Origin of the sequence: Clostridium kluyveri, from assembly GCF_001902295.1 — a bacterium.
Classification (GTDB): Bacteria; Bacillota; Clostridia; order Clostridiales; family Clostridiaceae; genus Clostridium_B; species Clostridium_B kluyveri_B.
In genome coordinates, this window is record NZ_CP018335.1 from 2,381,327 (window position 1) to 2,407,178 (window position 25,852).

Annotated in this window: 19 protein-coding genes; 4 read left to right on the forward strand and 15 right to left on the reverse strand. The window is 33.2% G+C overall.

The genetic code is table 11. The features are described 5' to 3' along the window. Positions 1–2 precede the first annotated feature (2 nt). On the reverse strand, positions 3–836 hold the full coding sequence (locus BS101_RS11480; protein ID WP_073538944.1) for an aminotransferase class IV: 834 nt from the start codon (positions 834–836) through the stop codon (positions 3–5). 207 nt (positions 837–1,043) lie between these two features. Here BS101_RS11480 and BS101_RS11485 point away from each other — a divergent pair, with 207 nt between their 5' ends. Beyond that, positions 1,044–1,685, forward strand: coding sequence for an HAD-IB family hydrolase (locus tag BS101_RS11485; RefSeq protein WP_073538945.1), 642 nt, complete (start codon positions 1,044–1,046; stop codon positions 1,683–1,685). Between the two features lie 65 nt (positions 1,686–1,750). Here the strand turns inward: BS101_RS11485 and BS101_RS11490 are convergent, their stop codons facing one another. The 11 genes from BS101_RS11490 to BS101_RS11540 form a co-directional block, all read right to left on the reverse strand. Beyond that, positions 1,751–2,098, reverse strand: coding sequence for a DUF1292 domain-containing protein (locus tag BS101_RS11490; RefSeq protein ID WP_073538946.1), 348 nt, complete (start codon positions 2,096–2,098; stop codon positions 1,751–1,753). 330 nt (positions 2,099–2,428) lie between these two features. After that, positions 2,429–5,938 carry a pyruvate:ferredoxin (flavodoxin) oxidoreductase gene (gene nifJ, locus BS101_RS11495; RefSeq protein WP_073538947.1) on the reverse strand — a complete coding sequence of 1,170 codons (3,510 nt, stop codon included), beginning with the start codon at positions 5,936–5,938 and terminating at the stop codon, positions 2,429–2,431. Positions 5,939–6,213: 275 nt separating this feature from the next. After that, entirely contained in the window at positions 6,214–7,275 is a 1,062-nt protein-coding gene (locus BS101_RS11500) for an undecaprenyldiphospho-muramoylpentapeptide beta-N-acetylglucosaminyltransferase (protein ID WP_073538948.1), read from the reverse strand. Positions 7,276–7,653: 378 nt separating this feature from the next. Next, the gene (gene recJ / locus BS101_RS11505; RefSeq protein ID WP_073538949.1) at positions 7,654–9,441 is read right to left on the reverse strand and encodes a single-stranded-DNA-specific exonuclease RecJ; all 1,788 of its coding nucleotides are present in this window, start codon (positions 9,439–9,441) and stop codon (positions 7,654–7,656) included. Positions 9,442–9,484: 43 nt separating this feature from the next. Continuing rightward, a complete protein-coding gene (locus BS101_RS11510; RefSeq protein WP_073538950.1) occupies positions 9,485–10,720 on the reverse strand; it encodes a M16 family metallopeptidase in 1,236 nt (411 codons plus the stop codon). A 58-nt stretch (positions 10,721–10,778) separates the two neighbouring features. Next, positions 10,779–11,339, reverse strand: a complete 561-nt coding sequence (locus BS101_RS11515; RefSeq protein ID WP_073538951.1) for a DJ-1 family glyoxalase III — start codon at positions 11,337–11,339, stop codon at positions 10,779–10,781. A 16-nt stretch (positions 11,340–11,355) separates the two neighbouring features. After that, on the reverse strand, positions 11,356–14,217 hold the full coding sequence (locus tag BS101_RS11520) for a DNA topoisomerase IV subunit A (protein ID WP_073538952.1): 2,862 nt from the start codon (positions 14,215–14,217) through the stop codon (positions 11,356–11,358). 179 nt (positions 14,218–14,396) lie between these two features. After that, entirely contained in the window at positions 14,397–16,346 is a 1,950-nt protein-coding gene (locus tag BS101_RS11525) for a DNA gyrase/topoisomerase IV subunit B (RefSeq protein WP_073538953.1), read from the reverse strand. 111 nt (positions 16,347–16,457) lie between these two features. Further along, positions 16,458–17,423: a sensor histidine kinase gene (locus BS101_RS11530; RefSeq protein ID WP_322976903.1), complete on the reverse strand. Its 966-nt coding sequence runs from the start codon at positions 17,421–17,423 to the stop codon at positions 16,458–16,460. A gap of 205 nt (positions 17,424–17,628) precedes the next feature. Beyond that, positions 17,629–18,315 (reverse strand): response regulator transcription factor, encoded by a 687-nt coding sequence (locus BS101_RS11535; protein ID WP_073538955.1) that lies wholly within the window; start codon positions 18,313–18,315, stop codon positions 17,629–17,631. A gap of 260 nt (positions 18,316–18,575) precedes the next feature. Beyond that, on the reverse strand, positions 18,576–19,037 hold the full coding sequence (locus BS101_RS11540; RefSeq protein WP_073538956.1) for a DUF4342 domain-containing protein: 462 nt from the start codon (positions 19,035–19,037) through the stop codon (positions 18,576–18,578). Positions 19,038–19,346: 309 nt separating this feature from the next. Here BS101_RS11540 and cooS point away from each other — a divergent pair, with 309 nt between their 5' ends. Genes cooS through BS101_RS11555 form a run of 3 tightly spaced genes read left to right on the forward strand, consistent with a single transcriptional unit; the run spans position 19,347 to position 22,961 of the window. Then, positions 19,347–21,227, forward strand: a complete 1,881-nt coding sequence (gene cooS / locus BS101_RS11545) for an anaerobic carbon-monoxide dehydrogenase catalytic subunit (RefSeq protein ID WP_073538957.1) — start codon at positions 19,347–19,349, stop codon at positions 21,225–21,227. Positions 21,228–21,246: 19 nt separating this feature from the next. Next, on the forward strand, positions 21,247–21,702 hold the full coding sequence (locus tag BS101_RS11550; protein ID WP_073538958.1) for a 4Fe-4S dicluster domain-containing protein: 456 nt from the start codon (positions 21,247–21,249) through the stop codon (positions 21,700–21,702). Then, on the forward strand, positions 21,699–22,961 hold the full coding sequence (locus BS101_RS11555) for an NAD(P)/FAD-dependent oxidoreductase (RefSeq protein WP_073538959.1): 1,263 nt from the start codon (positions 21,699–21,701) through the stop codon (positions 22,959–22,961). Before BS101_RS11550 ends, BS101_RS11555 begins: the two co-directional genes overlap by 4 nt. 63 nt (positions 22,962–23,024) lie before the next feature. Here the strand turns inward: BS101_RS11555 and leuB are convergent, their stop codons facing one another. Genes leuB through leuC form a run of 3 tightly spaced genes read right to left on the reverse strand, consistent with a single transcriptional unit; the run spans position 23,025 to position 25,844 of the window. After that, entirely contained in the window at positions 23,025–24,089 is a 1,065-nt protein-coding gene (leuB, locus tag BS101_RS11560) for a 3-isopropylmalate dehydrogenase (RefSeq protein ID WP_073538960.1), read from the reverse strand. Next, a complete protein-coding gene (leuD, locus tag BS101_RS11565; protein ID WP_073538961.1) occupies positions 24,086–24,580 on the reverse strand; it encodes a 3-isopropylmalate dehydratase small subunit in 495 nt (164 codons plus the stop codon). Before leuD ends, leuB begins: the two co-directional genes overlap by 4 nt. Position 24,581: 1 nt before the next feature. Then, positions 24,582–25,844, reverse strand: a complete 1,263-nt coding sequence (gene leuC / locus BS101_RS11570) for a 3-isopropylmalate dehydratase large subunit (RefSeq protein ID WP_073538962.1) — start codon at positions 25,842–25,844, stop codon at positions 24,582–24,584. Between the last annotated feature and the right edge of the window lie 8 nt (positions 25,845–25,852).

The following is a 25,852-nucleotide window of genomic DNA, read 5'->3' on the forward strand; positions in this document are numbered from 1 at the left end:
CCTTAAATTTCAGAATATGTAAAGCTTTTTATATCCTTTTCCATCTCATGGTCATATGCATTCATTATACTCATAAGCACCTTGTTTTCAGGGGAATGGAAGTCTATATTTTCCACCCTTTTTATAGGCAGTACCTTAGGAGAAGTGCCTGATATAAAAAGAGCATCTAACTTTTCTATTTGTTTATAATTTATTTTTTCCTCCATGACTTCAAACCCCATATCTTTGCAAATTTTTATTATAACATCTCTTGTGACCCCTGGAAGTACATCTCCCACCGGAGCAGTTATTACCTTTTCACCTTTTATCATAAATATATTGGACTTACTTCCTTCTGTAATATTTCCCTTATTATCTACAAGTATTGCTTCAAACACATTATTTTCTTTAATTTTTTCATTCACTTTTTCCCTGAATGCAGCATTTATTACTTTAGCATTGGGATCTTCTCTTTCCCCATGAAAAAAGATAGTATCTACCCCTGTTTTATAATATTTTAGAGGTGGATAAAAATATTTTGAAAAGTATGCCATAAATACATTTTCACGAGAAAAATTAAAAATAATTTTTATATTTCCGATATAAGCCTTATTCACTTCCACCAGCTTTTTTATTCTATTTTTAATCTCATCTCCTGTAAGCCAGATCCTTAAACCAGTTATTTTACAAGAATTTTCCATACGTCTTAAATGAGGTTCTAAAAATAGAGGTTTGCCATCTATTATCCTTATAACTTCATAGATAGATTTTCCATTATATGATGTATCTTCTAGAGATTCTTCTTTATTTTTTATTTCATCATTATACAAAAAAAAATTATTTGAATATTGTTCCATTTTAATCCCTTCTTTTAAATAAATTTAATTAAATATTAACATTGTTTATAATTTATTTTATCATTATCTGAAAAAATTTCCTTATACTTTTCTATTTATTTTATCGATATTATTTATTTAAAATACACTCTATGCAAAAATATAAATTATATTTTTAAATTTTTTTAAATTTATGATATCATATTATAGTATGAAGGAGTGATTTACTTGGAAAAACTGGCTATATTTGATGTGGATTTTACTTTGACTAAAAGGGAGACTTTAATGGAATTTTACATATTTATGGTGAAAAAATATCCTAAGCTTATAATATATGCACCTTTTAGTATTTTTTCTGCTATTTTATATCTCATAAAACTATTTCCTGCGTCGAAGGCCAAGGAAAATTTCATTGCATTTATAAATGGAATAAGCGAAAATGATATGAAACTTCTAGTAAAAGAATTTTATGAAAAAAGATTAAGTAAAATAATTTATGAAGATGCCCTGAGTACTATAAAAAAACTAAAAAAGGAAGGGTGTAAAATATACCTTATATCTGCCTCTGCAGAGTTTTATTTAAATGAATTATACAGAATAAAAGAAGTAGATAAAATAATAGGCACCAGATTTACTATACTGAATGGGAATCACAGTAAAAAAATTTCAGGAGAAAACTGTAAAGGGGAAGAAAAAGTAAAAAGACTTATGAGCTCTTTAAAAGAAGATAATATAGAGGTGGATTTTAAAAACTCCTATATGTTTTCAGATTCACTATCTGACTTACCTCTTTTTAATATGGTTGGAAATCCCTATCTTATAAATTATAGAAAAGAACACCCCGATATAAAAATACTAAAATGGAGATAATAAAAGGCTGCAAACAACAAAATTGTCTGCAGTCTTTGATTTTAGATTAGTTATTTAAAAACGCCTTAATCCTCTGACTCTTCTATCAACTCTGCATAGTGGGCAGATGCTTCTTCAAATTCCTTATCCTCTGGTATAATAAGTTCTTCTCCATCGTCTCCCATCTCTGCTTTAAATAAATATACAGAATTATTTTCAGGATTTTGAACTAAAACATACTGATTATCTTTATATTCAAATTCATCAATTATTTCACAAGAAACTAAATTTCCATTTTCATCTTCTAAATCCACCACGAGATTTTCATGTTCTCCACAATCGCAGCCACAGTCACAATCATGTTCATGTGTATGCTCTCCACAATTTTCTTCTTTGGAATCGCAGCCGCAGCTATTTAAATTTTCATTATCCATAAAGTCTACCTGATTTACTTTTTAGCACAATTATGTTAAAAATTAGAATATTTTTTGCGCACAGTCTATCAGGAATCTTCACCTCCTTTTACTATTATGTTCTAATTTTAACCTTAATTGCACTATAATAAAAGTATTTTTAAAAAAATATTTTTTTAGTTAAAAATTAAAAGTGAAGAGTGAAGAGTTATGGAGAATTTTTCTCCACTTTGTTACAAAAAATTTTAGATTTTCTGAGGCTAAAACTTCAGAAAATCATCCTTAACTATTAACTCTTAATTCTTAACTTAAATAAAAGATACCAGGCCTTACCTGGTATCTTTTTATTTATTATATTTCATTTGCCAGTTTTTCATAACCTGCAATTCTGTCAAAGGCATCTTTTTTAGTCTTTTCAAATAATTGTTCTGCTGTTTCTGGGAATTGTTTAGCAAGGGAAGAATATCTAACTTCACCCATTAGGAATTCCTTAAAGTCTGCAGTTGGTTTTTTAGAATCCAAACTAAAGGATTTTTTACCCTGTTCCTTCAATTCTGGATTATATCTGTATAGTGCCCAATATCCAGACTCAACAGCTTTCTTAGATTCATTCTGACTCTTACCCATTCCATCTCTTAATCCATGGTTTATACATGGTGCATAAGCTACTATAAGTGATGGCCCCTTGTAAGCTTCTGCTTCCTGGATAGCTTTTAATGTTTGATTTTTATCTGCTCCCATGGCAATTTGTGCTACATAAACATAACCATAAGTCATAGCCATCATTCCAAGATCTTTCTTTTTAGTCTTCTTGCCGCTGGCAGCAAATTTAGCCACTGCAGCTGTAGGAGTTGCTTTTGAAGATTGTCCACCTGTATTTGAATAAACTTCTGTATCAAGTACAAGTACATTTACATCTTCTCCAGATGCCAGAACGTGATCCAATCCACCATAGCCTATATCATAAGCCCATCCGTCTCCGCCGAACATCCAGTGGGATCTCTTAATTAGAAAATCCTTATTTTCATATATTTCATTTAATAAAGCATCTTCTTTTTTCTGATTTTCCAGCAATTCTACCATTTTATCTGCTCTCTCTCTGGTACCTTTTCCATTATCCATGTTTTCCAGCCAATCTTCAAAGGCAGCCTTAAGTTCTGCACTTAAATTACCTTTTAATGCCTCTTTCATGTTTAATGCAATCTTATCTCTTACCTGTTTAACTGCAAGGAACATTCCAAGTCCATATTCAGCATTGTCTTCAAATAGAGAGTTGGCCCAAGATGGTCCATGTCCTCTGTGATTTGTTGTATATGGAGTAGCCGGAGCTGATGCACCCCAAATGGAAGAACATCCTGTAGCATTTGCTACCATCATTGTATCACCAAACAATTGAGTTACAAGCTTAACATATGGAGTTTCTCCACATCCTGCACAAGCTCCTGAGAACTCAAGAAGAGGTTTTTCAAATTGACTTCCTTTTACGCTAAATTTATTAAGAGGATTCTCCTTGTAAGACACAGACATAGCATAATCCCAGGCATCTGTTTTATTTAACTGTGTATCTATAGGTTTCATAACAAGAGCCTTTTCCTTTGCAGGACATATATCCGCACAGTTTCCACATCCTGTACAGTCAAGAGGTGAAACAGCTATGGTGAAGTTTAATCCCTTTGCTCCAGAAGCGGCCTTGGATTCAAAACCAGCTGGTGCTTTAGCTAATTCCTCTGCATTTGTAAGAACAGGCCTTATAGCTGCATGAGGACATACAAAGGAACATTGATTACATTGTATACATTTATCTGACTGCCATTCTGGAACACTTATAGCTATTCCTCTCTTTTCATAAGCTGCTGTACCCTGTGGGAATGTACCATCTTCCATTCCAACAAAAGTACTTACAGGAAGTTTATCTCCATCTTGTCTATTCATCGGATAAACTATCTTTGATATGAATTCCGGTACTTCAAGCGCAGCTGCAGCTTCCCCTTCTTTTGCATCTTTCCATGAAGCTGGAATATTAACCTTAACAAGCGCGTTAACTCCCTTGTCTATGGCTGCATTGTTCATGTCTACAATTTTTTGTCCCTTTTTACTATAGGAACCTTCCACAGCATCTTTTAAGTATTTTACAGCATCTTCTACAGGTATTATGTTTGCAAGCTTAAAGAAGGCAGCCTGACATATCATGTTTATTCTTCCGCCAAGGCCAATTTCCTCCGCTATTTTAACTGCATCTAATATATAGAATTCAATGTCATTTTCTGCTATATACTTTTTCATGGAAGCTGGTAATTCACTTTCCAGTTCTTTTTCCGTCCAGGTAGTATTAAGCAGAAATTTTCCACCCTTTTTAAGTCCTTCAAGTACATTATATTTATGAACATAGGATTTATTATGAACTGCAATAAAATCAGCTTTATCTATAAGATATGGTGATTTTATTTGAGATTTACCAAATCTTAAATGTGAAACTGTTATGCCTCCAGACTTTTTAGAGTCATAGGCAAAGTATCCCTGAGCATACATATTTGTATGGTCTCCTATGATCTTTATAGCACTTTTGTTTGCCCCAACAGTACCGTCAGAACCAAGTCCCCAGAACTTACAAGCTGTGGTTCCCTCTGGTGTGGTATTTATATCTTCTGCTATATCTAAAGATGTATTTGTAACATCATCAATTATGCTTATTGTAAATCTGTCCTTTGGACTGTCTGATTTTAAGTTTTCAAATACTGAAAGAATATGTGATGGAAGTGTATCTTTTGATCCAAGACCATATCTTCCTCCAACTATTACTGGCTGTCCTTCTTTTCCATAGAATGAGTTTTTAACATCTAAATATAGAGGTTCTCCTGTTGAACCTGGTTCTTTTGTTCTGTCTAAAACTGCAATCTTTTTAGCAGTCTTTGGCATCTTGTTAAGGAAATATTCTATTGAAAATGGCCTATATAGGTGAACTGTAATTAATCCAACTTTTTCTCCCTTTGCCACTAAATAATCTATTACTTCTTCTATAGTTTCGCAAACAGAGCCCATAGCCACTATAACTCTTTCTGCATCCTTTGCTCCATAATAATTAAATGTATGGTATTCTCTTCCAGTAAGTTTGCTTATTTCTTTCATGTAATCTTCAACTATTTCAGGGAGTGCTTCATAGTACTTATTGGAAACTTCTCTTCCCTGGAAGTATATATCAGGATTTTGAGCTGTACCACGAGTTACTGGATGATCAGGATTTAAAGCTCTTCTTCTAAAATCATTTACAGCTTTATAGTCCACTAATTTTGCCAAGTCTTCATATTCAAGTACTTCAATCTTTTGAATTTCATGTGAAGTTCTAAATCCATCAAAAAAGTTTACAAATGGAACTCTTCCCTTTATTGCAGATAAATGTGCCACTGCAGCAAGATCCATAACTTGCTGTACTGAACTCTCAGCAAGTAGTGCAAATCCAGTCTGTCTTGTAGCCATAACATCCTGATGATCTCCAAATATGTTAAGAGAGCTTGCAGCTATGGCTCTTGCAGTCACTTGAAATACACCTGGCAATAACTCTCCGGCAATTTTATACATGTTAGGTACCATAAGCAGTAATCCCTGGGATGCAGTGTAGGTAGTAGTAAGTGCTCCTCCCTGCAGAGATCCGTGTACAGCTCCCGCAGCTCCTGCTTCTGATTGCATTTCCATAACTTTTACCTGTTGTCCAAAAACATTCTTTTTGCCCTGGGCAACCCATTCATCAACATGTTCTGCCATAGGTGACGATGGAGTTATTGGATAAATAGCCGCTACATCAGTAAAAGCATAAGATATATAAGCTGCTGCGGTATTTCCATCCATAGTTTTCATTTTACTCATAAAAATTCCTCTCCTTTTTAATATTTGATATACAATTGAATTTTTTATAAATTGAGATTGCAGTATAAAACAACTGCATTTTTATAAACTGAATTAAAATGATATTAAATAACAAATATGTGTATAAAGATAAATTTTATTTATTTTATATTTTATCAACCTAACATAAAATAATGTAGCATAAAGATATCATATATGAGGTATATTAATTTATAATATACCATTTATAGTGATATGTACATACTATTTATTTTATTTATGCTAAATATTTTAAATTATTTATATTTTTCTATTAAATTTATAATTTTATTTGTTGCATCTTGTGCGGAACTTGCCTTCATTTTATTTATATAAGTATGCTTTGACATGTCTAATTTTTTTAACTTGTCTAAAAGCAGCTTTGGGGTCATATCCTCTTCCTTAAGTACCATACTGTATCCACTTTTTTCAAAAGATGCAGCATTTAAAATCTGATCTCCTCTGCTGGATTTTCTAGACAGGGGAATAAGTAAATTGGGTTTTTTAAGGGCTAGAAGTTCAAATATAACATTTGCCCCGGCTCTTGATATTACTATATCTGCTGCATTCATTATATGAGGCATTTCTTCACTTACATATTCAAATTGTACATAGCCATTCCTCTCTGTAAGCTTTTCTTCCAAATTTCCTTTTCCACATATATGAATTATATTATAAATTTTTAAAAGTTCATTTAAACAATTTCTTATCGTATTATTTATAAATTTTGATCCCAAACTTCCTCCTATTATGAGCAGTACAGGTTTGTCATTTTCAAAGCCGCACATTCTTCTGCCTATTATTCTGCTTCCATCTAAGAGTTCCTGCCTTATGGGTGTCCCTGTAAGCACAGCATTATCACCTTTTATAGACTTTAAAGATTCAGGAAAAGTAACACAGACTTTGGTGCAATAAGGCGTGGAAAGTCTATTTGCAAGTCCTGGAGTTATATCGGACTCATGTGCAATAACAGGAATACCATTTATGTATGCAGCAAAAACTACAGGTACCGATACAAATCCTCCTTTTGAAAACACAACATTTGGTTTTTCCTTTCTCATTATGAATATGGCTTGAAATACTCCTTTAATTACCTTAAAAGGATCCGTAAAATTTTTTATATCAAAATATCTTCTAAGTTTTCCACTGGAGATTACATGATATTTTATTTTTTCATTTTCTATTATTTCTTTTTCAATGCCACTTTCTGTACCTATATATTGTATTTCATAGCCTAATTCTTTTAACTTTGGAAATAGTGCCAGATTTGGTGTAACATGACCGGCAGAACCTCCTCCAGTTAATATTATCTTTTTCAAAACGTGATTCCCCCTTAATACAATGCACAGTTCACTATTTACAATGCACAATTTACTATTCATAGTTCACAATTTATGATTTGCAGTACCTAACGCTGTTTTTAAACAGTCAGGATGTGCAATAGTTTTCTAGGTTATACTTCTAAAATTTAAGGGAAATCTTACAACTTGCAAGTTTAATTTTATAATTCTCGTACATACAGAAAATTCTGTGATTTTTTTAATGTATAATAATCTTAACAGAATTCCATTATAAAGAATTTTAAAATTATTACTTTAAAGTGTCAAGTGTTACTGTACACTTTAAATTGTCTCATGTCAACTGCATACCATGTAATTCTATGTTAAATTAAAAATTTATTTAAGTCTACCTTTTTTTTATTTATTTTTTGACGTAAGTCTAAAATCTTTTATCACAAGTTGAAGATTTTTAACACCATTAAATTCATTAATACTGGGTAAAAATATAAAATCCATTTTTAAACTGGTAAAATTATTATTAAAAATTTTACTTGCACCACTACTTCCATAGACTTCAAGTATTAATTTTTTAAATTTTTCTCCCCCATCAAAGGCTATTGCATCAATTTTTTTTAAACTATTTTTCAATCTGCAAAATAATTTTAATACATTTTTATCCTTTCCCATAAAATAAATTTTAAATACATCTATATTTTTTTCTCCAAATAAAGGAGTGGAATTACCTTTTCCAAAAGGTTCCAGTCTTTTTATATCTTCCAGCATGTGAAAAGATATGTTCTCAAGAGGAAGTTTTTTATCTATCCTAATTTTGGGTATCAAATCCTCTTCTGTAAGATTACAATTCTTATTTAAATTTTCTCTTAATCTATTTATATTTTCTTCTGTTATGGACAATCCCGCTGCCAAGGGATGTCCACCGAACTTTTCCATTAATTCTTTGCATTTTACAAGTTCTTCAAACATGTTATAGCCCTCAATTGATCTTCCTGAACCTTTTGACATAATTCTTCCCGATGTTATTACTATAGAAGGTACATTATATCTCTCTTTAAGTCTCCCTGCCACTATGCCTGCTATACTTTCATGAGTTTCTTTCTCATATACTACAAGTACCTTATCTCTTTTTAAATTTGAATTTTCCACTTTATCTATTATATTATTTAAACTTTTAACCGTCATATCCTGTCTCTGTATATTTAACTCATGAAGTTTTTTTGCAAGTTTACCGGCCTTTTCTGCATCTTTACACAGCAAAAGTTCCAGGGCCAAAACTGCACTTTTAAGTCTCCCTGTGGCATTTATACAAGGTCCTATAATAAAACCTATATGGTAGGAAGTGATATTTTTACCCTTTAGAGAGGTCTCCTCTATAAGTGCTTTTAACCCCAGATTCTCAGTATTATTTATCATATCAAGGCCCTTTTTAACTATAATTCTGTTTTCATCTATTAGATCGACTATATCACATATAGTTCCTATAGCAGCATATTGGATAAATTTATAACACTGTTCTTTTTTAAAATTAAATTTTTTATAAAGTACTTGAATGAATTTAAAAGCCACCCCTGCACCACAGAGATGTTTAAAGGGATATGAACAATCCTCCTGTTTAGGGTCTATAACTGCATCTGCCTCGGGTATTAAATATGTCTTTTCCCCATTTTCCTGTTCCTCAAAAAATATATGGTGGTGATCTGTAATCACCACGGCAATGCCAAGTTCTTTAGCTCTTTTAACCTGAGCCAGTGCAGAAATGCCATTGTCACAGGTTATTATAACTTCACATCCTTCTTCTTTTAACTTTTCTATACTTTTTATATTTATACCGTACCCCTCTTCTATTCTATCTGGTATATGATATTTAACTTTTGCCCCGCATTTTAAAAGACCACAGTATAATATATATGTGCTCATTACTCCATCCACGTCATAATCACCATATATGGCTATATTTTTATTATCCATTATGGCCTTATATATTATATCCGTACCTTTTTCCATGTCCTTCATAGACAAGGGGTCTTGTAAATTGTCTATAGAGGGATCTAAAAAGTCTTTTATTTCTTTCTCTTCCACAATGCCTCTATTTGCGAGAATAGTTGCCATAATTTCACTTATTCCCGCCTTTTTTGAAATATATTTTACATCTTTATTACACCTTTTAAGCATCCATTTTCTCTTCAAATATTACATCCCCCCTTCAGCTGCAAAAAATACTATTTTAAATCTAACCCCTCAGAATCTGTATGGAAGGCCCATTCATAAACTTACCGGCAACTTCATTTATATGCCAAGGTTTAATTTTGAATGCCTCTTCCCCTTTATCAAGAGAATAGTTCTCATCCATAAGTTCTTTTATGACATTTTCCTTGCAAAACTCAATGGATTTTTCTCTTTTAATTTCATCTTTTAATTTTATACTTTTAATCTTATACTTTATTTCCAGGTTTTCAAAATACAAAGTGGAATACTTAAACTTCTCTATAACACTATTTACTGTAGATATAGCCCTATCTATATTTTCCACAGAAGTTCCCATTTTTATAGAAAAAAGTTTTATTCCCCTTTCATTTTTCATACTGCTCCCCACCTCATAGGCAAGACCCTGGCAAGTTCTTATTTCATTGAAAAGCAAGCTCCCCACTCCCTGACCAAAAATGGTATTAACTACAGGAAGAACCCTGGCTTCTTTAAAGTTCAAGTGATGAATATCAAATATATATTGTATTTTTACTCCTTTTATGCCCGGTACATTTTCTATAAATATACCTTTTTTATTTTTTTCATACAGTACCTCTGAATTTTTATTATATTCTATAAAACTTTTTTCACAACTTTTTTTCCAATGTCCAAAATAGCCTTTTATAAGATTATAAATATAATTAAATTCCAGGGAAGAACAAATACATATAACACAGTTTTCAGGCACATAAAATTTATGATAAAATCTTTTTATTTCATCTAAAGTGATGTTTTTAATACTATGTTCATTTCCTATTATGGTTTCCTTTATGCGCCTTAATTTAAATGAATTTTTAAAAAGCAAGTCTTCACAGTGCTGGTAAGAATTATCCTTCCATTCTTTTAGTTCCTGAAATATTATATTCATTTCTTCTTTAAAACCAGCCTTTGGAAAAGAAGCGTTTAAAATCATGTCGCTGTATAATTCAATTCCTTTATGTAGATCTTCAGAAAAGCAAGTTCCATAATAAATGGTATAGGGATAGTTTGTCATAGCATTTTCAAATCCAAATATCCTGTCAAGCTGAATGTTTATATCATCCTCATTTCTCTTTTTAGTGCCCTTTGATATAACATGCTCCAGTGCATGAGCAGTACCTTTTGAAAAATCCTCCCCTTCTTCTAAAGCTCCTGCATTAAATCCTATACAAACAGAAGATACTTTCCCTGGTCTATACTCATATAATAATTTAAGTCCATTGTCAAATATGTATTTCTCCACTATTTCACCTGCCTCAAAAGTTAAGAGTTATGAGTTAATTTATCTTCACCATTCATTCTTAATTCCCAACTAAATTCAATAGCATATCTTTCCTTAAATTTTCTACACTTTCCGTGCCTGAGAGGTTTTCTAAAATTTTAAGGGCAAAATAAGGTGCTGTAGCAGGACCTCTGCTCGTTATTAAATTTCCCTCTTGAACTACTATTTCTTCACTGTAATTATAAGCTTGAAGTTCATCTTCAAATCCAGGATAAGAAGTTACTTTTCTATTATAAATTATTCCCGCCTTCTTTAAAACTATAGGTGCTGCACATATTGCAGCTATTATTTTATTCTCCCTGTCAAATTTTTTTACCATCTCTATAACTTTTTCATTATCCCTTAAATTTACCGCTCCTGGCATACCCCCTGGAAGTATAATGGCCTCATATTCATCTTCATTTATATTTTGAATTAGAGTCTCTGCTTTAACTACTACCCCATGTGCTCCTTTTACATCTTCTTTAGAACTTATAGAACAAATTCTACAATCTATCTCTCCTCTTCTTAAAACATCTACACAAGTTAAAGCTTCTATTTCCTCAAAACCCTCAGCAAGTAAAATTATAGCTTTTTTCATTATAACCCACTCCTTATTATTTTATATATTTAACTTCTGCAATTCTATCTTCCATAACCACAAGCATAATATTTGAACCCCTGCCCCCTCTATTTTGAAGGGCAATATCCTTTGATCTTATCTGTTTTTTATCTCCTTTTACAGAAGTTAAATTTAATTTGCAATTTGCTTTTTCTTCCATAACCATAGAGTATATTACACTATCTTCTTCCTTTAAATTTATAGCTGTCACTCCAGAGGCTGACTTTCCCATAGAATTTATAGAATCTCCCTGAAATTTTATAGCCATACCTTTTTCAGTTATTAAAAGTATTTCATTTTTTTCTTTTCCATACTCCACATTTACAAGAAAATCTTCATTATTTTTAAATTTATGTGCTGTATTCCATCCATTTACATCTTTGAACTCATTCAGTTCTGTCCTTTTTATCATACCATATTTAGTAAAAAAATAAATATGTCCGTAATCAAAATTTTCTACAGAAATCATTTTTAATATATCTTGAGCACTTATTCCCATTAGTTCTCCAATATTTATGCCGCTGCTTTCAATTTGTTCAAACATAAAAGAGGGCATAGAAAAAACTCTCCCGCAAACTGTAAATACCAATATATTGCTTAAAGAATTTGTAAATACATTTTTGAAGGTTCTGCCGCTGTTTGAAATTTTAATTATCCCTGATTTATTTACATTTATATAAAAAGTTTCATACCCCGATTCTTCTGAAAGGTCCATTTTTACTATCTTATCCCCTTTAACCAGAGAACAAAGTTCATTGGCAACTATATTTCTATCCTCTAGGGCAAGTTCCTGTACTTTTACAGTAAATTTAAGTCCAATTTTTGTTTCTACTTTAATAAAATCTAAGGATTCATTTCTATTCACCAGCTTTACATCTATAAGTTCTTCTTCTTTTTTTAGCCTTAGTGCCATAAGTTTGGTATACTTTGTAACAAATGCATTTGTTTCAGTTCTCTTTATACCTGCCATATTAGTGAAAAATATAAAATCCCGTGGTGAATTAAAATCCTCTATACTATAAACTGCCACAATATTTTCTTCTGAAAGATTAATACCTTTTATTATATTTTCCAGTTTTTCTCCCTTTTCTCTCCACTTAAACTCTGGAATATCCATTCCCTTTATTTTATACATATTCCCTTTGTCAGTAAAAAACATAATTGTATCTTTTGTACTGGAATCTATAACATATTTATTAAAATCTCCCTCTCTATATTCTATATCCTTAACTTCCCTGCTAGAACGATTGTAACTTTTCAAAGAAATTCTCTTTATAAATGCTTCCTTAGACATGGTAATAACTATATCTTCATCTACTAAAATTTCTTCCACATCTATTTTTGCCTCTTCTTCCTCTTCAATAATGACAGTTCTTCTTTCCTCTCCATATTTTTCTGCAATCTCTGTCAATTCCTTTTTTATAACTTTTAAAATTTCCTTTTCACTATCCAATATTTTTGTAAGTTTTTTTATAATTTTTAAAAGTTCTCTGTGCTCCTTTTCAAAGGATACTATTTCAAGTCCTGTGAGTCTGTACAGCATAAGTTCTAGAATAGCCTCTGACTGCTCCTTGGTAAATTTAAATTTTTCCATAAGATTTGAAGCCGCATCTTTTTTTGATTTAGAACTTCTGATAGTCTTTATAATCTCATCCATAAGCCCAATGGCTTTTATAAATCCTTCTACAATATGAAATCTGACTTTTGCTCCCTCTAATTCTTTTTCAGTTCTTTTTTTTATAATTTGTTTTTGGTATTTTATATAGTGCTCCAGTATAGACTTTAATCCCAGTGTAACAGGCTTTCCATCTGCCAGGGCCACCATATTAAAAAATATATTGCACTGCAGATCCGTCTTTTTAAATAAGTATTTTAAAACTTTTTGAGCTAAATTTTTATCCGTAGATTTTTTAAATTCTATTACCGCTCTTATGCCGTTTCTATCAGACTCATCTCTTATATCGGATATAGGTTCTAAGGCCTTTATGTGCCTTTTATCTGCCGTCATCTCCGAAATAGTCTGAAGTAACCTGGCCTTACTTCTCCTATATGGAAACTCTGTTATTACTATTCCAAGTCTTCCATTATCAAGCTCTTCTATGGAAGTTTTAGCCCTTAAAGTAGCTTTTCCCTCTCCTGTAGTATAGGCACAAATTAAAGACTCTTTACCTATAATTATTCCTCCCGTAGGCAGGTCAGGTCCTTTAATATACTCCATAAGTTTTTCCGTGCTTATATCCTCACAATCAATATAAGCACAGGCAGCCTCTATTACTTCCTTTAAATTATGGGGCGGAATATTAGTTGCAAGTCCCACGGCTATACCAAAAGCTCCATTTACAAGCAAATTAGGATACCTTGCCGGAAGTACTTCCGGTTCTTTTTCAGAGCCTGAATAGTTATCTACCATATTTACTACATCTTTTTCTATATCTCTTACCATTTCCATGGCAATAGGTGTGAGTCTTGCTTCCGTATAACGCATGGCTGCAGCACTATCTCCGTCCTGACTGCCCCAATTTCCGTGGCCGTCTATAATAGGCATTTTGGTTGTAAAATCCTGGGCCAGTATTACCATGGCATCATAGACAGAGGTATCTCCATGGGGATGGTATTTTCCAAGTATATCTCCTACTATCCTTGCAGATTTATAATAGGGTCTGTCTGGAAATGCCTTTAACATATACGCTCCATAGATTATTCTCCTGTGCACAGGTTTTAATCCATCTCGCACATCAGGAAGTGCTCTGTCCTTTGCCACCTCTACCGCATAGGGCATGTAATTATCCGGCATGGCTTCTTCTATGGGAATTTTTATTATATTATTATCTTCTGGAATCAATGTATTTTTTGCCAAGAAAATCCTCCTCTTTTCAATTCACAATTCACAGTTCACGATTCACAATTGTGGAAGTTTTTCAGGTCATACTGAAAAACTGATTAAATTTATTTTGCCTGAAGGCAAAACTTCATTGATTGTGAACTGTGCAGTGTGCATCGTGCATTATCAATCCTGCATTGTGAATTTTGAACTGTCTAAAATTCTGCATGTTTGTACATATATTTTTTTCTAGGTGCCACCACGTCTCCCATAAGTAAAGACACCATTTTTTCTGCCTTTATCACATCATCTATAGTTATCTGCTGCAGTGTTCTACTTTCAGGGTTTAAAGTAGTATCCCAGAGCTGATCCGGATTCATCTCTCCAAGACCTTTATATCTCTGTATCAAAGCTTTAGAACCTATTTCTCTTTTTGCCTGCAGGAGCTGATTATCACTGTAGGCATACTTTACTACCTCCTTGCCTCTTACCTGTTTATACACCTTATAAAGGGGAGGCAGTGCTATATAAAGATGTCCATTTAAAATAAGTTCTCTCATATATCTATATATGTAAGTCATCCAAAGGGCTCTTATATGATACCCATCTACATCTGCATCACTTAATATTATTATTTTGTCATATTTAAGGTCTTTTTCATTATAATTTTTCAGTATCCCCGTACCTATGGCAGTATTAAATATTTTTAACTCCTCACTGCCTAGAACATTTTCAAGTTTTTGTTTTTCTGTATTCATTATCTTGCCCTTAGAAGGCATTATAGTCTGAAATCTTCTGTCTCTGGCCTGTTTTGCAGATCCACCTGCAGAATCTCCTTCCACCACTATAAACTCACATTTTGAAGAATCTTTTAAAGTACATACTGCAATCTTACCTGCAAGAGGTGCCGCCCCTTTACCTATTTTCTTCTTTTCCGCATCATTTATCTTTTTTATTTTTTCTCTCCTTGCGGCAGCATAAAGGGCATTATTTATTATAATGGAAGCAGTATTTTTGTTATCCTCTATCCATTCTGAAAGTTTAGTATAGGAAAGATCATTCATTATAGTATATGCTTCACTATTTCCAAGCTTTGTCTTAGTCTGACCTTCAAACACGGGATTGTTTATGCTCACCTTAACTATAGCTGTCATTCCCTCTCTTAAGTCTTCTCCTTCAAATTCTCTGTCTTTTTCCTTTATCAAGTTTAACTTTTTAGCCCATTCCTTAAAGGCTCTGGTCATACCTGTTTTAAATCCACTTTCATGAGTCCCTGACTCTGTAGTTGGAATATTATTTACATAACTTGCTATGTGATATGTAGTAGAATCTGTAAACTGTATACACACCTCCCCTTTCATTTTTATGCCTTCAACACTTCTCTCTCCTTGAAATAGTATAGGCTCTTTGTGAAGAGGTGTTTTGCTTTCATTTAGATATTCTATAAAATCTAAAAGTCCTCTATCTGAATGATATTCTTTTTCAACTTTATTTTTTTCTTCCCAATGTATAAGTTTCAAAGTTATACCTTTATTCTGAAAAGCTAGTTCTTTCAGTCTTTCTTCTATTATGTCCAATTTAAAATCTATTGTAGAAAACACCTTATTATCTGGCATAAATGTTACTTTAGTTCCCGTATCATCAGCATTTCCTATTATTTTAAGGCCTGTTACAGGAGTTCCCGGCATAATTTTTTTAAGTGTACTATCATAGGCATATTCAAATTTCTGTTTATATATATGTCCATTTTGTTTTACTTCAACTTCCATCCAGCTGGAGAGAGCATTTACTACCGCTCCTCCAACTCCATGGAGTCCTCCAGAAGTCTTATATATATCATTATTAAATTTACCTCCTGTGTGAAGGGACGTAAACACCATTTCAACTCCATTTTTTTTGGTTACAGGATGGGTTCCCGTAGGTATCCCCCTGCCATTATCTATTACAGACACACTTCCATCTTCATTTAATATGACACATACCTTATCTCCAAATCCATTGGAAATTTCATCTATGGAATTATCTAGTATTTCCCATATACAATGATGGAGACCTTTACTGCCGGTAGATCCTATATACATACCTGGCCTGACACGTACTGGTTCAAGTTTTTCTAATGAAGTTAATGAACTAACATCATAAACGCTGCTTATTTTATCTCCCACAAAATTCCTCCTTCAAATACTAAGCTGTTCTAAGAAAAAATACCCTCTATTTGTTAAAGAAGGTATGCAACTTTAAAATTATTATATAAATAATACTCAGAACATGCAAATTTATTTTACAGGAAAGCTGATTTTTATAACTGTTCCTATATCAAGTTCACTCCATACATCTATTGTACCCTGATGCATATCAAGTATCCATTTTGCAATAGAAAGTCCAAGTCCTGTACCCCCGCTGGATTTTGTTCTTGACTTATCTGCTCTATAAAACCTTTCGAATATATGGGGAATATGCTCTTTGGAAATGCCTATACCTGTATCTGCTACGGTTATAACAGCAGTATTTGTATGCTGTATAAGATGGGAATCCAGTTTGACGGTTCCCCCTTTTTTAGTGTATTTGATGCTATTATCCATAAATATTCTTAGTGCCTCTTTAATAAGCTTCCTATCTGCGTATACACTAAATTTTTCATTATAATCACTTTCTATGTGGTGATCTTTATGGACTAATTTTGTCTCTCTTATCAATTCATCAATAAGTTCACTAAGTATAAAATCTTCCTTTTGAACTTTTTGAGCGTTTTTATCTCCCCTTGCAAGAAATAAGAGCTTTTCCACTAGCTCCTTCATGTTTTCCGATTCACTTTTAATTGCATTAATGGATTCTTCTAGAACTTCCCTGTCATCCTTTCCCCACCTGTACAGAAGATTTGCATATCCTTGAATTACAGAAATGGGGGTTCTGAGTTCATGAGATGCATCAGATACAAATTGATTCTGTTGTTCTACAGAACTTTCAATTCTATCCAGCATTTCATTAAATGTCTTTGCAAGATCCTTTAATTCATTTTTTGAACCCTTTACATTGAGACGTTTATCCAGGGCATTTATAGATATTTCCCTTACAGTATCTGTCATACTTTTCAATGGAGATAAAAATTTTTTACTGGCTTTTGAAACTACAATGGTAATAATAAATAATCCTATAACATTGGATATAAATATGATACCTCCTAAAATTGACATATAATCAGCATTTATTCCCTTATCTATATAGTATTTGAAGCTGGCCATTATACAGACTCCTATTAGTGAGAAAACCATGATGAAACTGAATACATAAGTTATTGTAATTTTAAAAGTTAAGGAAAATCTAAATTTTTCTAAAATATTCCAAGCAATATCTTCTATAAGATCATATAAAAATTTAAAACTCACCTTTGAAAATGAAAATAGTATTTTTATGATTTTAAACAGTATTTTATACAGAGGTTTTCTATTATTCATACCTAAATTGATACCCCACTCCACGAATGGTATATATATACTTTTTGTTGAATTTATCATCAATTTTACTTCTCAAATAACGAATGTATACATCTACTATATTTGTATCTCCTAAATAATCATATCCCCAGACCTTTTCTAGAATATTTTCCCTGGAAAGTGCAATATCTTTATTTACCATTAAATACTTTAAAAGATCAAATTCCTTTTTTGTTAAATCTATTCCTGAGTTTTCATATGTAACAATATGTCTGCCAATATCCATTTGCAGACTACCTGCGTTAATAATATTATTAATTTTTACATTATTATTGCTTTTATGTTTAAACACCACCCTAATTCTTGCAAGAAGTTCCTCTATAGCAAAGGGTTTTGTCATATAATCCTCTGCACCTATATCAAGTCCCATAACCTTATCTGTAATATTATCCTTTGCAGTAAGCATAATAACGGGAATTTCCGAGGTTTGCCTGAGTCTTCTAAGTACTTCCATTCCATTAATGGAGGGAAGCATAACATCAAGTATTATAAGGTCATAGCTTCCTTTTAAGGCTTTTTCTAATCCCACTCTCCCATCTCCAGTCTGATCAACCATATACCCTTCATGTTCAAGTTCCAGCTGAACAAATCTGGCTATTTTTATTTCATCTTCAACAATAAGAATTCTTTCACCGGCCATTATATACACCCCTTTTCAGTTCACAATTCACAATCTATTGTACTTAGTGTATGCTAAATTTATTATACTATCAAGTGATTCTTAGGTTCAGGTGGAGTTTGCTCATGAGAAATACTTTTCTCCACCTGAATCTTAGAAGAACTTATCCAGGCGCGTAGCAGTGCTTATCCCCACTTTGAAGAAGCTGGGGTGTTAGCTAATTACAGCGTTCGGATAAAATTTAAAGCCTGCTCTATGAAAAATCACAAGCAGGCCCCGGTTTAGGCATTATTAAATTCTTTTGTTATTTTATCTTTGACATCTGTGACTACATTTGTAACCTTGTCTATTTTACTGTTGATATTTAAATCTTCTCCATTTTCTCTATGAAATCTTATTTTACAACCTGTAACTAGGGCAATTATAAGAGATACTGCCGCCACTGGCATTGCCACTATGGCAAATATTGCTGCTAAAGTAGATGGTATATTCAATATGGTCTTTTTATCCTTTGATATTACAAATTTTATTTTATTGGCCCTAGTAATCAATCTTTTTACTTTTCCCATAAAATCTGAATTGCCAGTACATTCCTTTTCCGGTTTAATCTTATCTTGTTCTTCAAGATAGGAAAGTGCTTCAACTATATCTCCATTACATTTTTCCAGTGCTTCTTTTGCTTCTTTATATCCTACATTAGCTCTTTTCCTCAATAGGTCAATCTGTTCAATACTAATTGACATTTTAAATTCCTCCAATTCATTTTTACTATCATATTAAATTTTTCTTATCTGCAAATACTTTTTATAGTTATATGATAAGGATTAATGATTAAAATAAAATTAGTAAAAGATTAAAATCTCATTAGAAAATTAACGCAAAAATATATTATATTAATAAAGACTATTCTTAAGAATTCTTTTTTTCTTCATATTTATTATTGACAAAAAATTTAAAAAGCTTTATATTAAATTTATGGATAAGTGATATTTATAAATCATATATATCGAATAATAAGCATTATTATAAGAATATAACTAGGAGGTTTTATTATGTCAAATAACAAAATTTGTGAATCAGCAGATAAAATATTAGAAAATTTTATAAGTTCTCTAGATAATGTACAAACTTCACACCACAGAGTGGACAGTCAGAAAATCAAATGTGGTTTTGGACAACTGGGAGTATGCTGTAAACTGTGTGCCAATGGTCCCTGTAGAATAACACCTACATCTCCAAAAGGAATATGTGGTGCTAATGCAGATACCATAGTTGCCAGAAATTTTCTACGGGCTGTGGCCGCAGGAAGTGGCTGTTATATTCATATAGTAGAAAATACAGCTAGGAATGTAAAATCCCTTGGAGAAACCGGTGGAGAGATAAAAGGAATAAATGCCTTAAATAATCTAGCAGAAAAACTCGGTATAACAGAACCAGATAGCCACAAAAAGGCTGTCTTAGTAGCGGATGAAGTATTGAAAGATTTATATAAACCAAAATTCGAAAAAATGGAAGTTATAAATAAAATAGCCTATGCACCTAGACTGAAGAATTGGGAAGAATTAAATATAATGCCTGGAGGTGCAAAATCAGAGGTTTTTGATGGTGTGGTAGAAACTTCCACAAATCTAAATAGTGATCCTGTCAACATGCTTTTAACCTGTTTAAAGCTTGGAATATCCACTGGAATTTATGGCCTTACCCTTACCAATTTATTGAACGACATCATTTTAGGTGAACCTGAAATAAGACCTGCAAAGGTTGGTTTTAAAGTAGTAGACCCAGATTATATAAACTTGATGATAACAGGTCATCAGCACTCCATGATTGCCCATCTTCAAGATAAACTTATAGAACCTGAAGTTATCAAAAAAGCTCAGTCAATTGGTGCCAAAGGCTTTAGATTAGTAGGCTGTACTTGTGTGGGACAGGATTTACAATTGAGAGGCAAACACTATACTGAAGTTTTTTCAGGTCATGCTGGAAATAATTTTACAAGTGAAGCTCTAATAGCTACAGGAGGTATAGATGCCATAGTATCAGAATTTAACTGCACTCTTCCCGGCATTGAGCCAATAACCGATAAGTTCCTAGTTAAAATGATATGCCTTGATGATGTAAGTAAAAAATCCAATGCAGAATATATAGAATACTCCTACAAAGATAGAGAAAAAATAAGCAGTCATATTATAGATGAAGCACTTGAAAGCTATACGGAAAGAAGAGCTAAAATCAAAATTAATATTCCTAAAAATCACGGTTTTGATGATGTAATAACTGGTGTAAGTGAAACTTCTCTTAGAGAATTTTTAGGAGGCAGTTGGAAACCTCTTGTAGATCTCATAGCCTCCGGAAAAATAAAAGGTGTAGCGGGAATAGTAGGCTGCTCAAATCTAACTGCTAAAGGCCATGATGTATTTACAGTAGAACTTGCAAAAGAACTTATAAAGAGAAATATAATTATTCTCTCTGCAGGGTGCTCCAGCGGCGGTCTTGAAAATGTAGGACTTATGTCACCTGGTGCTGCAGAACTTGCAGGAAACAGTTTAAAAGAAGTATGTAAAAGCCTTGGTATACCTCCTGTATTAAATTTTGGTCCTTGTCTTGCCATTGGAAGACTTGAAATTGTGGCAAAAGAATTGGCAGAGTACTTGAATATAGATATTCCTCAGCTTCCACTAGTTCTTTCAGCACCTCAGTGGCTTGAAGAACAAGCTCTGGCAGACGGAAGTTTCGGACTTGCACTTGGGCTCCCTCTTCATCTTGCCATATCCCCATTCATAGGAGGAAGCAAAGTTGTTACAAAAGTTCTCTGTGAGGATATGGTAAATCTTACAGGTGGAAAACTTATAGTGGAGGACGATATAGTAAAAGCTGCAGATAAATTAGAAGAAACCATACTTGAAAGAAGAAAAAGTTTAGGTCTTAATTAAAATTTAAAGGGTGGTTTTTATGAAAAGGATAATGATAAATAAAGATTTATGTACCGGATGCTTAAACTGCACTTTGGCCTGTATGGCACAGCACAACAAAAATGGTAAATCCTTTTTTGATATGGATCTTGAGGACATTTCTCTTGAAAGCAGAAATCATATATCCAAAGATGAATATGGAAATAAACTTCCTATATTTTGCCGCCACTGTGATGATGCTGAATGTGTTATAACCTGTATGAGTGGAGCTATGACAAAAGATGCTGAAACTGGTATGGTTTCCTATGATGAAGACAAATGTGCCAGCTGTTTCATGTGTGTCATGTCCTGTCCATATGGAGTCTTGAAACCAGATACTAAAACAAAGAGTAAAGTGGTGAAATGCGATTTGTGCGGTGATAGAGATACTCCAAGATGTGTTGAAAATTGTCCTACGGGAGCAATTTATATGGAAAAGGAGGAAGGGCTTTTATGAAGAATTTAATAAAAAAACTGTACCCCAACAAATATTTGATAATAGGAGCCAGTGCCGCTGGAATAAATGCCGCCAAAACCTTGAGAAGACTAGACAGTAATTCCCGCATAACAATTATTTCAAAAGACAAAAGTGTTTATTCAAGGTGCATGCTCCACAGAGTACTTGATGGGAGTAGAAATTTAAACACTATAAGCTTTATAGAAGATAATTTCTTCAAAAAGTACAACATAAATTGGATAAAAGGTGTTGAAGTTGACCATATAGACAGTTTAAGTAAAAAAGTACACTTGAAAGATACAAGGAACTTTAAATATGACAAGCTTCTTATAGCTTCTGGAGCCTCTTCTTTTGTTCCTCCTGTCAAAAATTTAAGAGAGGGAAAAGGCGTATACTGTCTTCGAAATTTTGAAGACGTAATTTCTATAAAAGAAAGAGCCAAAGAGTCCAAAAATGCAGTAATACTTGGTGCAGGATTAGTTGGAATAGACGCCCTTTTAGGTATTATGGAAAAAGGTATTAAAATATCTCTGGTGGAAATGGGAGATAAAATTCTTCCCCTTCAGCTTGACAAGAAGGCATCCTCTATATACGAAAAACTTTTAAAAGAAAAAGATGTGGATATCTTTACCTTGACCAAATTGGAAGAAGTGATTCTAGATAAAAATGGTTATGTTCAAAAAGCAGTGTTGTCAAATTCATCTTCTATAGATTGTGACATGATAATTGCAGCTGCTGGTGTACGTCCTAATATAGACTTTATAAAAAATACAGATATAAAAGCTGAAAAGGGAATTTTAATAGATAAGCACTGCAAAACTACGGCAGATCACATATATGCAGCAGGAGACGTAACCTTCACTGCACCAATATGGCCCATAGCAGTAAAACAAGGTATAATTGCCGCTTACAACATGGCATCTATAAAAAAAGAACTGGATGATAATTTTGGCATGAAAAATTCTATGAATTTACTTGGAGTTCCCTGTGTATCCCTTGGGAAAGTCAATGCTGCCGATGATACCTATACCATAAACACTCTGGAATGGGAGGGTGTTTATAAAAAAATAATTCACAAAAACGGTATAATTACAGGTGCACTGTTAGTAGGTGATATATCCTACTCGGGAGTACTTGGACATCTTATAAAGAATAAGATAGATATAAGTCATATTCACAAAAATATTTTTGATATAGATTATTCTGATTTTTATAATGTGAATGAAAATGGTGAATACAGCTATAAATTGAGCGTATAAATAATAGGAACTGTATAAAAAGGTTTATTTTTATACAGTTCCTTCATTCATTAATAACATAAACTACAAATTTTTAACTACTAAATCTCCCATTTCCTCTGTTCCTACAATTTTTGAACCTTCTGTGGCAATATCCAAAGTTCTATACCCTTCTTTTAAAACTTTTGATATGGAATTTTCTATATTATGTGAAATCTCATCCATATTAAAACTATATTTAAACATCATAGATATGCTCATAAGAGTACCAATAGGATTAGCTTTATTCTGCGCTGCAATATCCGGTGCAGAGCCGTGTATAGGTTCATATAGTCCAAAAGAATCCTCCCGTACACTGGCAGAAGGCAGCATTCCGAGGGAACCCGTCAGCATTGAGGCTTCATCACTTAAAATATCTCCAAACATATTTTCTGTTAAAATTACATCAAACTGCCCCGGATTTTTAATAAGCTGCATGGCAGCATTATCTACATACATGTAATTAAGCTCCACATCATCATACTCTTTTGCAATTTCACCTACAACTTCCCTCCACAGTTTAGAGCTTTCAAGTACATTGGCTTTATCTATCAAGGTAAGTTTCTTATTTCTCTTTCTAGCAATTTCAAAAGATCTTCTGGCAATTCTATCTATTTCAAAGGTGGAATAACTTATAGTATCCCAGGCTTTTTGTCCCCCTTCTACATTTATCCTGTCTTTTTCTCCAAAATATGCTCCTCCGGTTAACTCTCTCACTATCATTATATCAAGTCCTTCTCCAAGCACTTCAGGTTTTAAATTTGAAGCGGATTTAAGCTCTGGAAATAATATGGCAGGTCTTAAATTGGCAAATACCCCAAGGACTTTTCTTATGCCCAGAAGTCCTGCTTCAGGTCTTAAATTTCCGGGCAGTTTATCCCATTTAGGTCCTCCTACTGCCCCCAAAAGCACTGCATCACTGCTCTTGCAGATCTTTATAGTCTCCTCTGGAAGAGGTGTTCCTTTTTCATCTATGGCACTTCCTCCTAGCAGTACCTCTTCATATTCAAAATCAAATTTATATTTATGTGCTGCAGCCTTTAAAACTTTTTTTCCCTGTGCAATTATTTCCTTCCCAACTCCATCTCCTGGTATAATAGCTATTTTCACTTGTTTTCCACCTCTTTTTTTATATAACCTATAAGTCCCTGGGATTCTATTATCTTCTGCATAAATTCTGGAAAAGGAGCTGCTTTATAAGTCTTATTTTTGGTCATATTGGTAATTACTCCTGAATTTACATCAATAGATATTTCATCCTTTTCTTCTATATCCCTTGCAGCTTCTCTGCATTCCATTATGGGAAGCCCAATATTTATAGAATTTCTAAAAAATATTCTGGCAAAGGTTTCTGCTATTACACAGCTAATTCCCGATGCCTTAATAGCTATAGGGGCATGTTCTCTTGAGGAACCACATCCAAAATTTTTACCTGCTATAATTATATCTCCTTTATTTATCTTCTTTAAAAAATCTTTATCTAAATCCTCCATACAGTGAGAAGCAAGTTCCTTTTCATCACTGGTGTTTAAATATCTGGCTGGAATTATAACATCTGTGTCAACATTGTCTCCATATTTAATAGTTTTTCCCTTTACCATTTTATACTACCTCCTCTGGTGATGAAATCTTTCCCGTTACAGCAGAAGCCGCTGCTACCGCTGGACTTGCTAAATAGACTTCACTTTCTACATGTCCCATTCTTCCTATAAAATTTCTGTTTGTGGTGGCTACAGCCCTTTCTCCTTTTGCAAGTATACCCATATGTCCTCCAAGACAGGGACCGCAGGTAGGCGTGCTTACCACTGCTCCCGATTCTATAAATATTTCCAAAAGTCCCTCTTTCATAGCTTGAAGGTATATGCTCTGAGTTGCAGGAAATATAATGGTTCTTACATTGGAATTTACTTTTCTGCCTTTCAGCACTTTAGCTGCCGCCCTTAAGTCTCCTATTCTGCCATTGGTACAGGAGCCTATGACTGCCTGATCTATCTTTACCTCTCCCACCTCATCAATGGTTCTGGTATTTTCAGGTATATGAGGGAATGCCACTGTAGGACGAATCTTTGACAAATCTATTTCTATTGTTTTAACATATTCTGCATCCTCGTCTGCTTCATATACAGTATAACTTCTATTTGAATGTTCTTTTACATACTCTATAGTCTTTTCATCTACCGGGAAAATTCCATTTTTAGCTCCTGCTTCAATAGCCATGTTAGATATGGTAAATCGATCATCCATAGATAATTCTCCTACCCCTTCTCCTGTAAATTCCATGGAGTTATAAAGCGCTCCATCCACTCCTATCATTCCAATAATATGGAGAATAATATCTTTTCCACTTACCCAGGGGCTTAATTTGCCCTTTAGTACAAATTTTATAGCTTCAGGTACTTTAAACCAGGCTTCTCCTGTGGCCATTCCTGCAGCCATATCTGTGCTTCCAACACCTGTGGAAAAAGCTCCCAGTGCACCATAGGTGCAGGTATGGGAGTCTGCACCTATTATTACATCTCCGCACACTGCCAATCCTTTTTCTGGAATAAGAGCGTGTTCAATTCCCATTTGACCTATTTCAAAATAATTTTTAATATCTTTGTCCTTTGCAAATTCTCTTACACATTTGCACTGCTCTGCTGATTTTATATCCTTATTAGGAGTAAAATGATCTGGAACAATTGCAACCTTTTCCTTGTGAAAAACTTTATTGCTTCCAATTTTATTAAATTCATTTATAGCTACCGGGGTAGTTATATCATTTCCAAGTACTAAATCCAATTTTACTTTTATTAATTCTCCCGCTTTTACACTATCCAGCCCTGCATGGGAAGCTAGTATTTTTTGCGTCATGGTCATTGCCACATAAATCA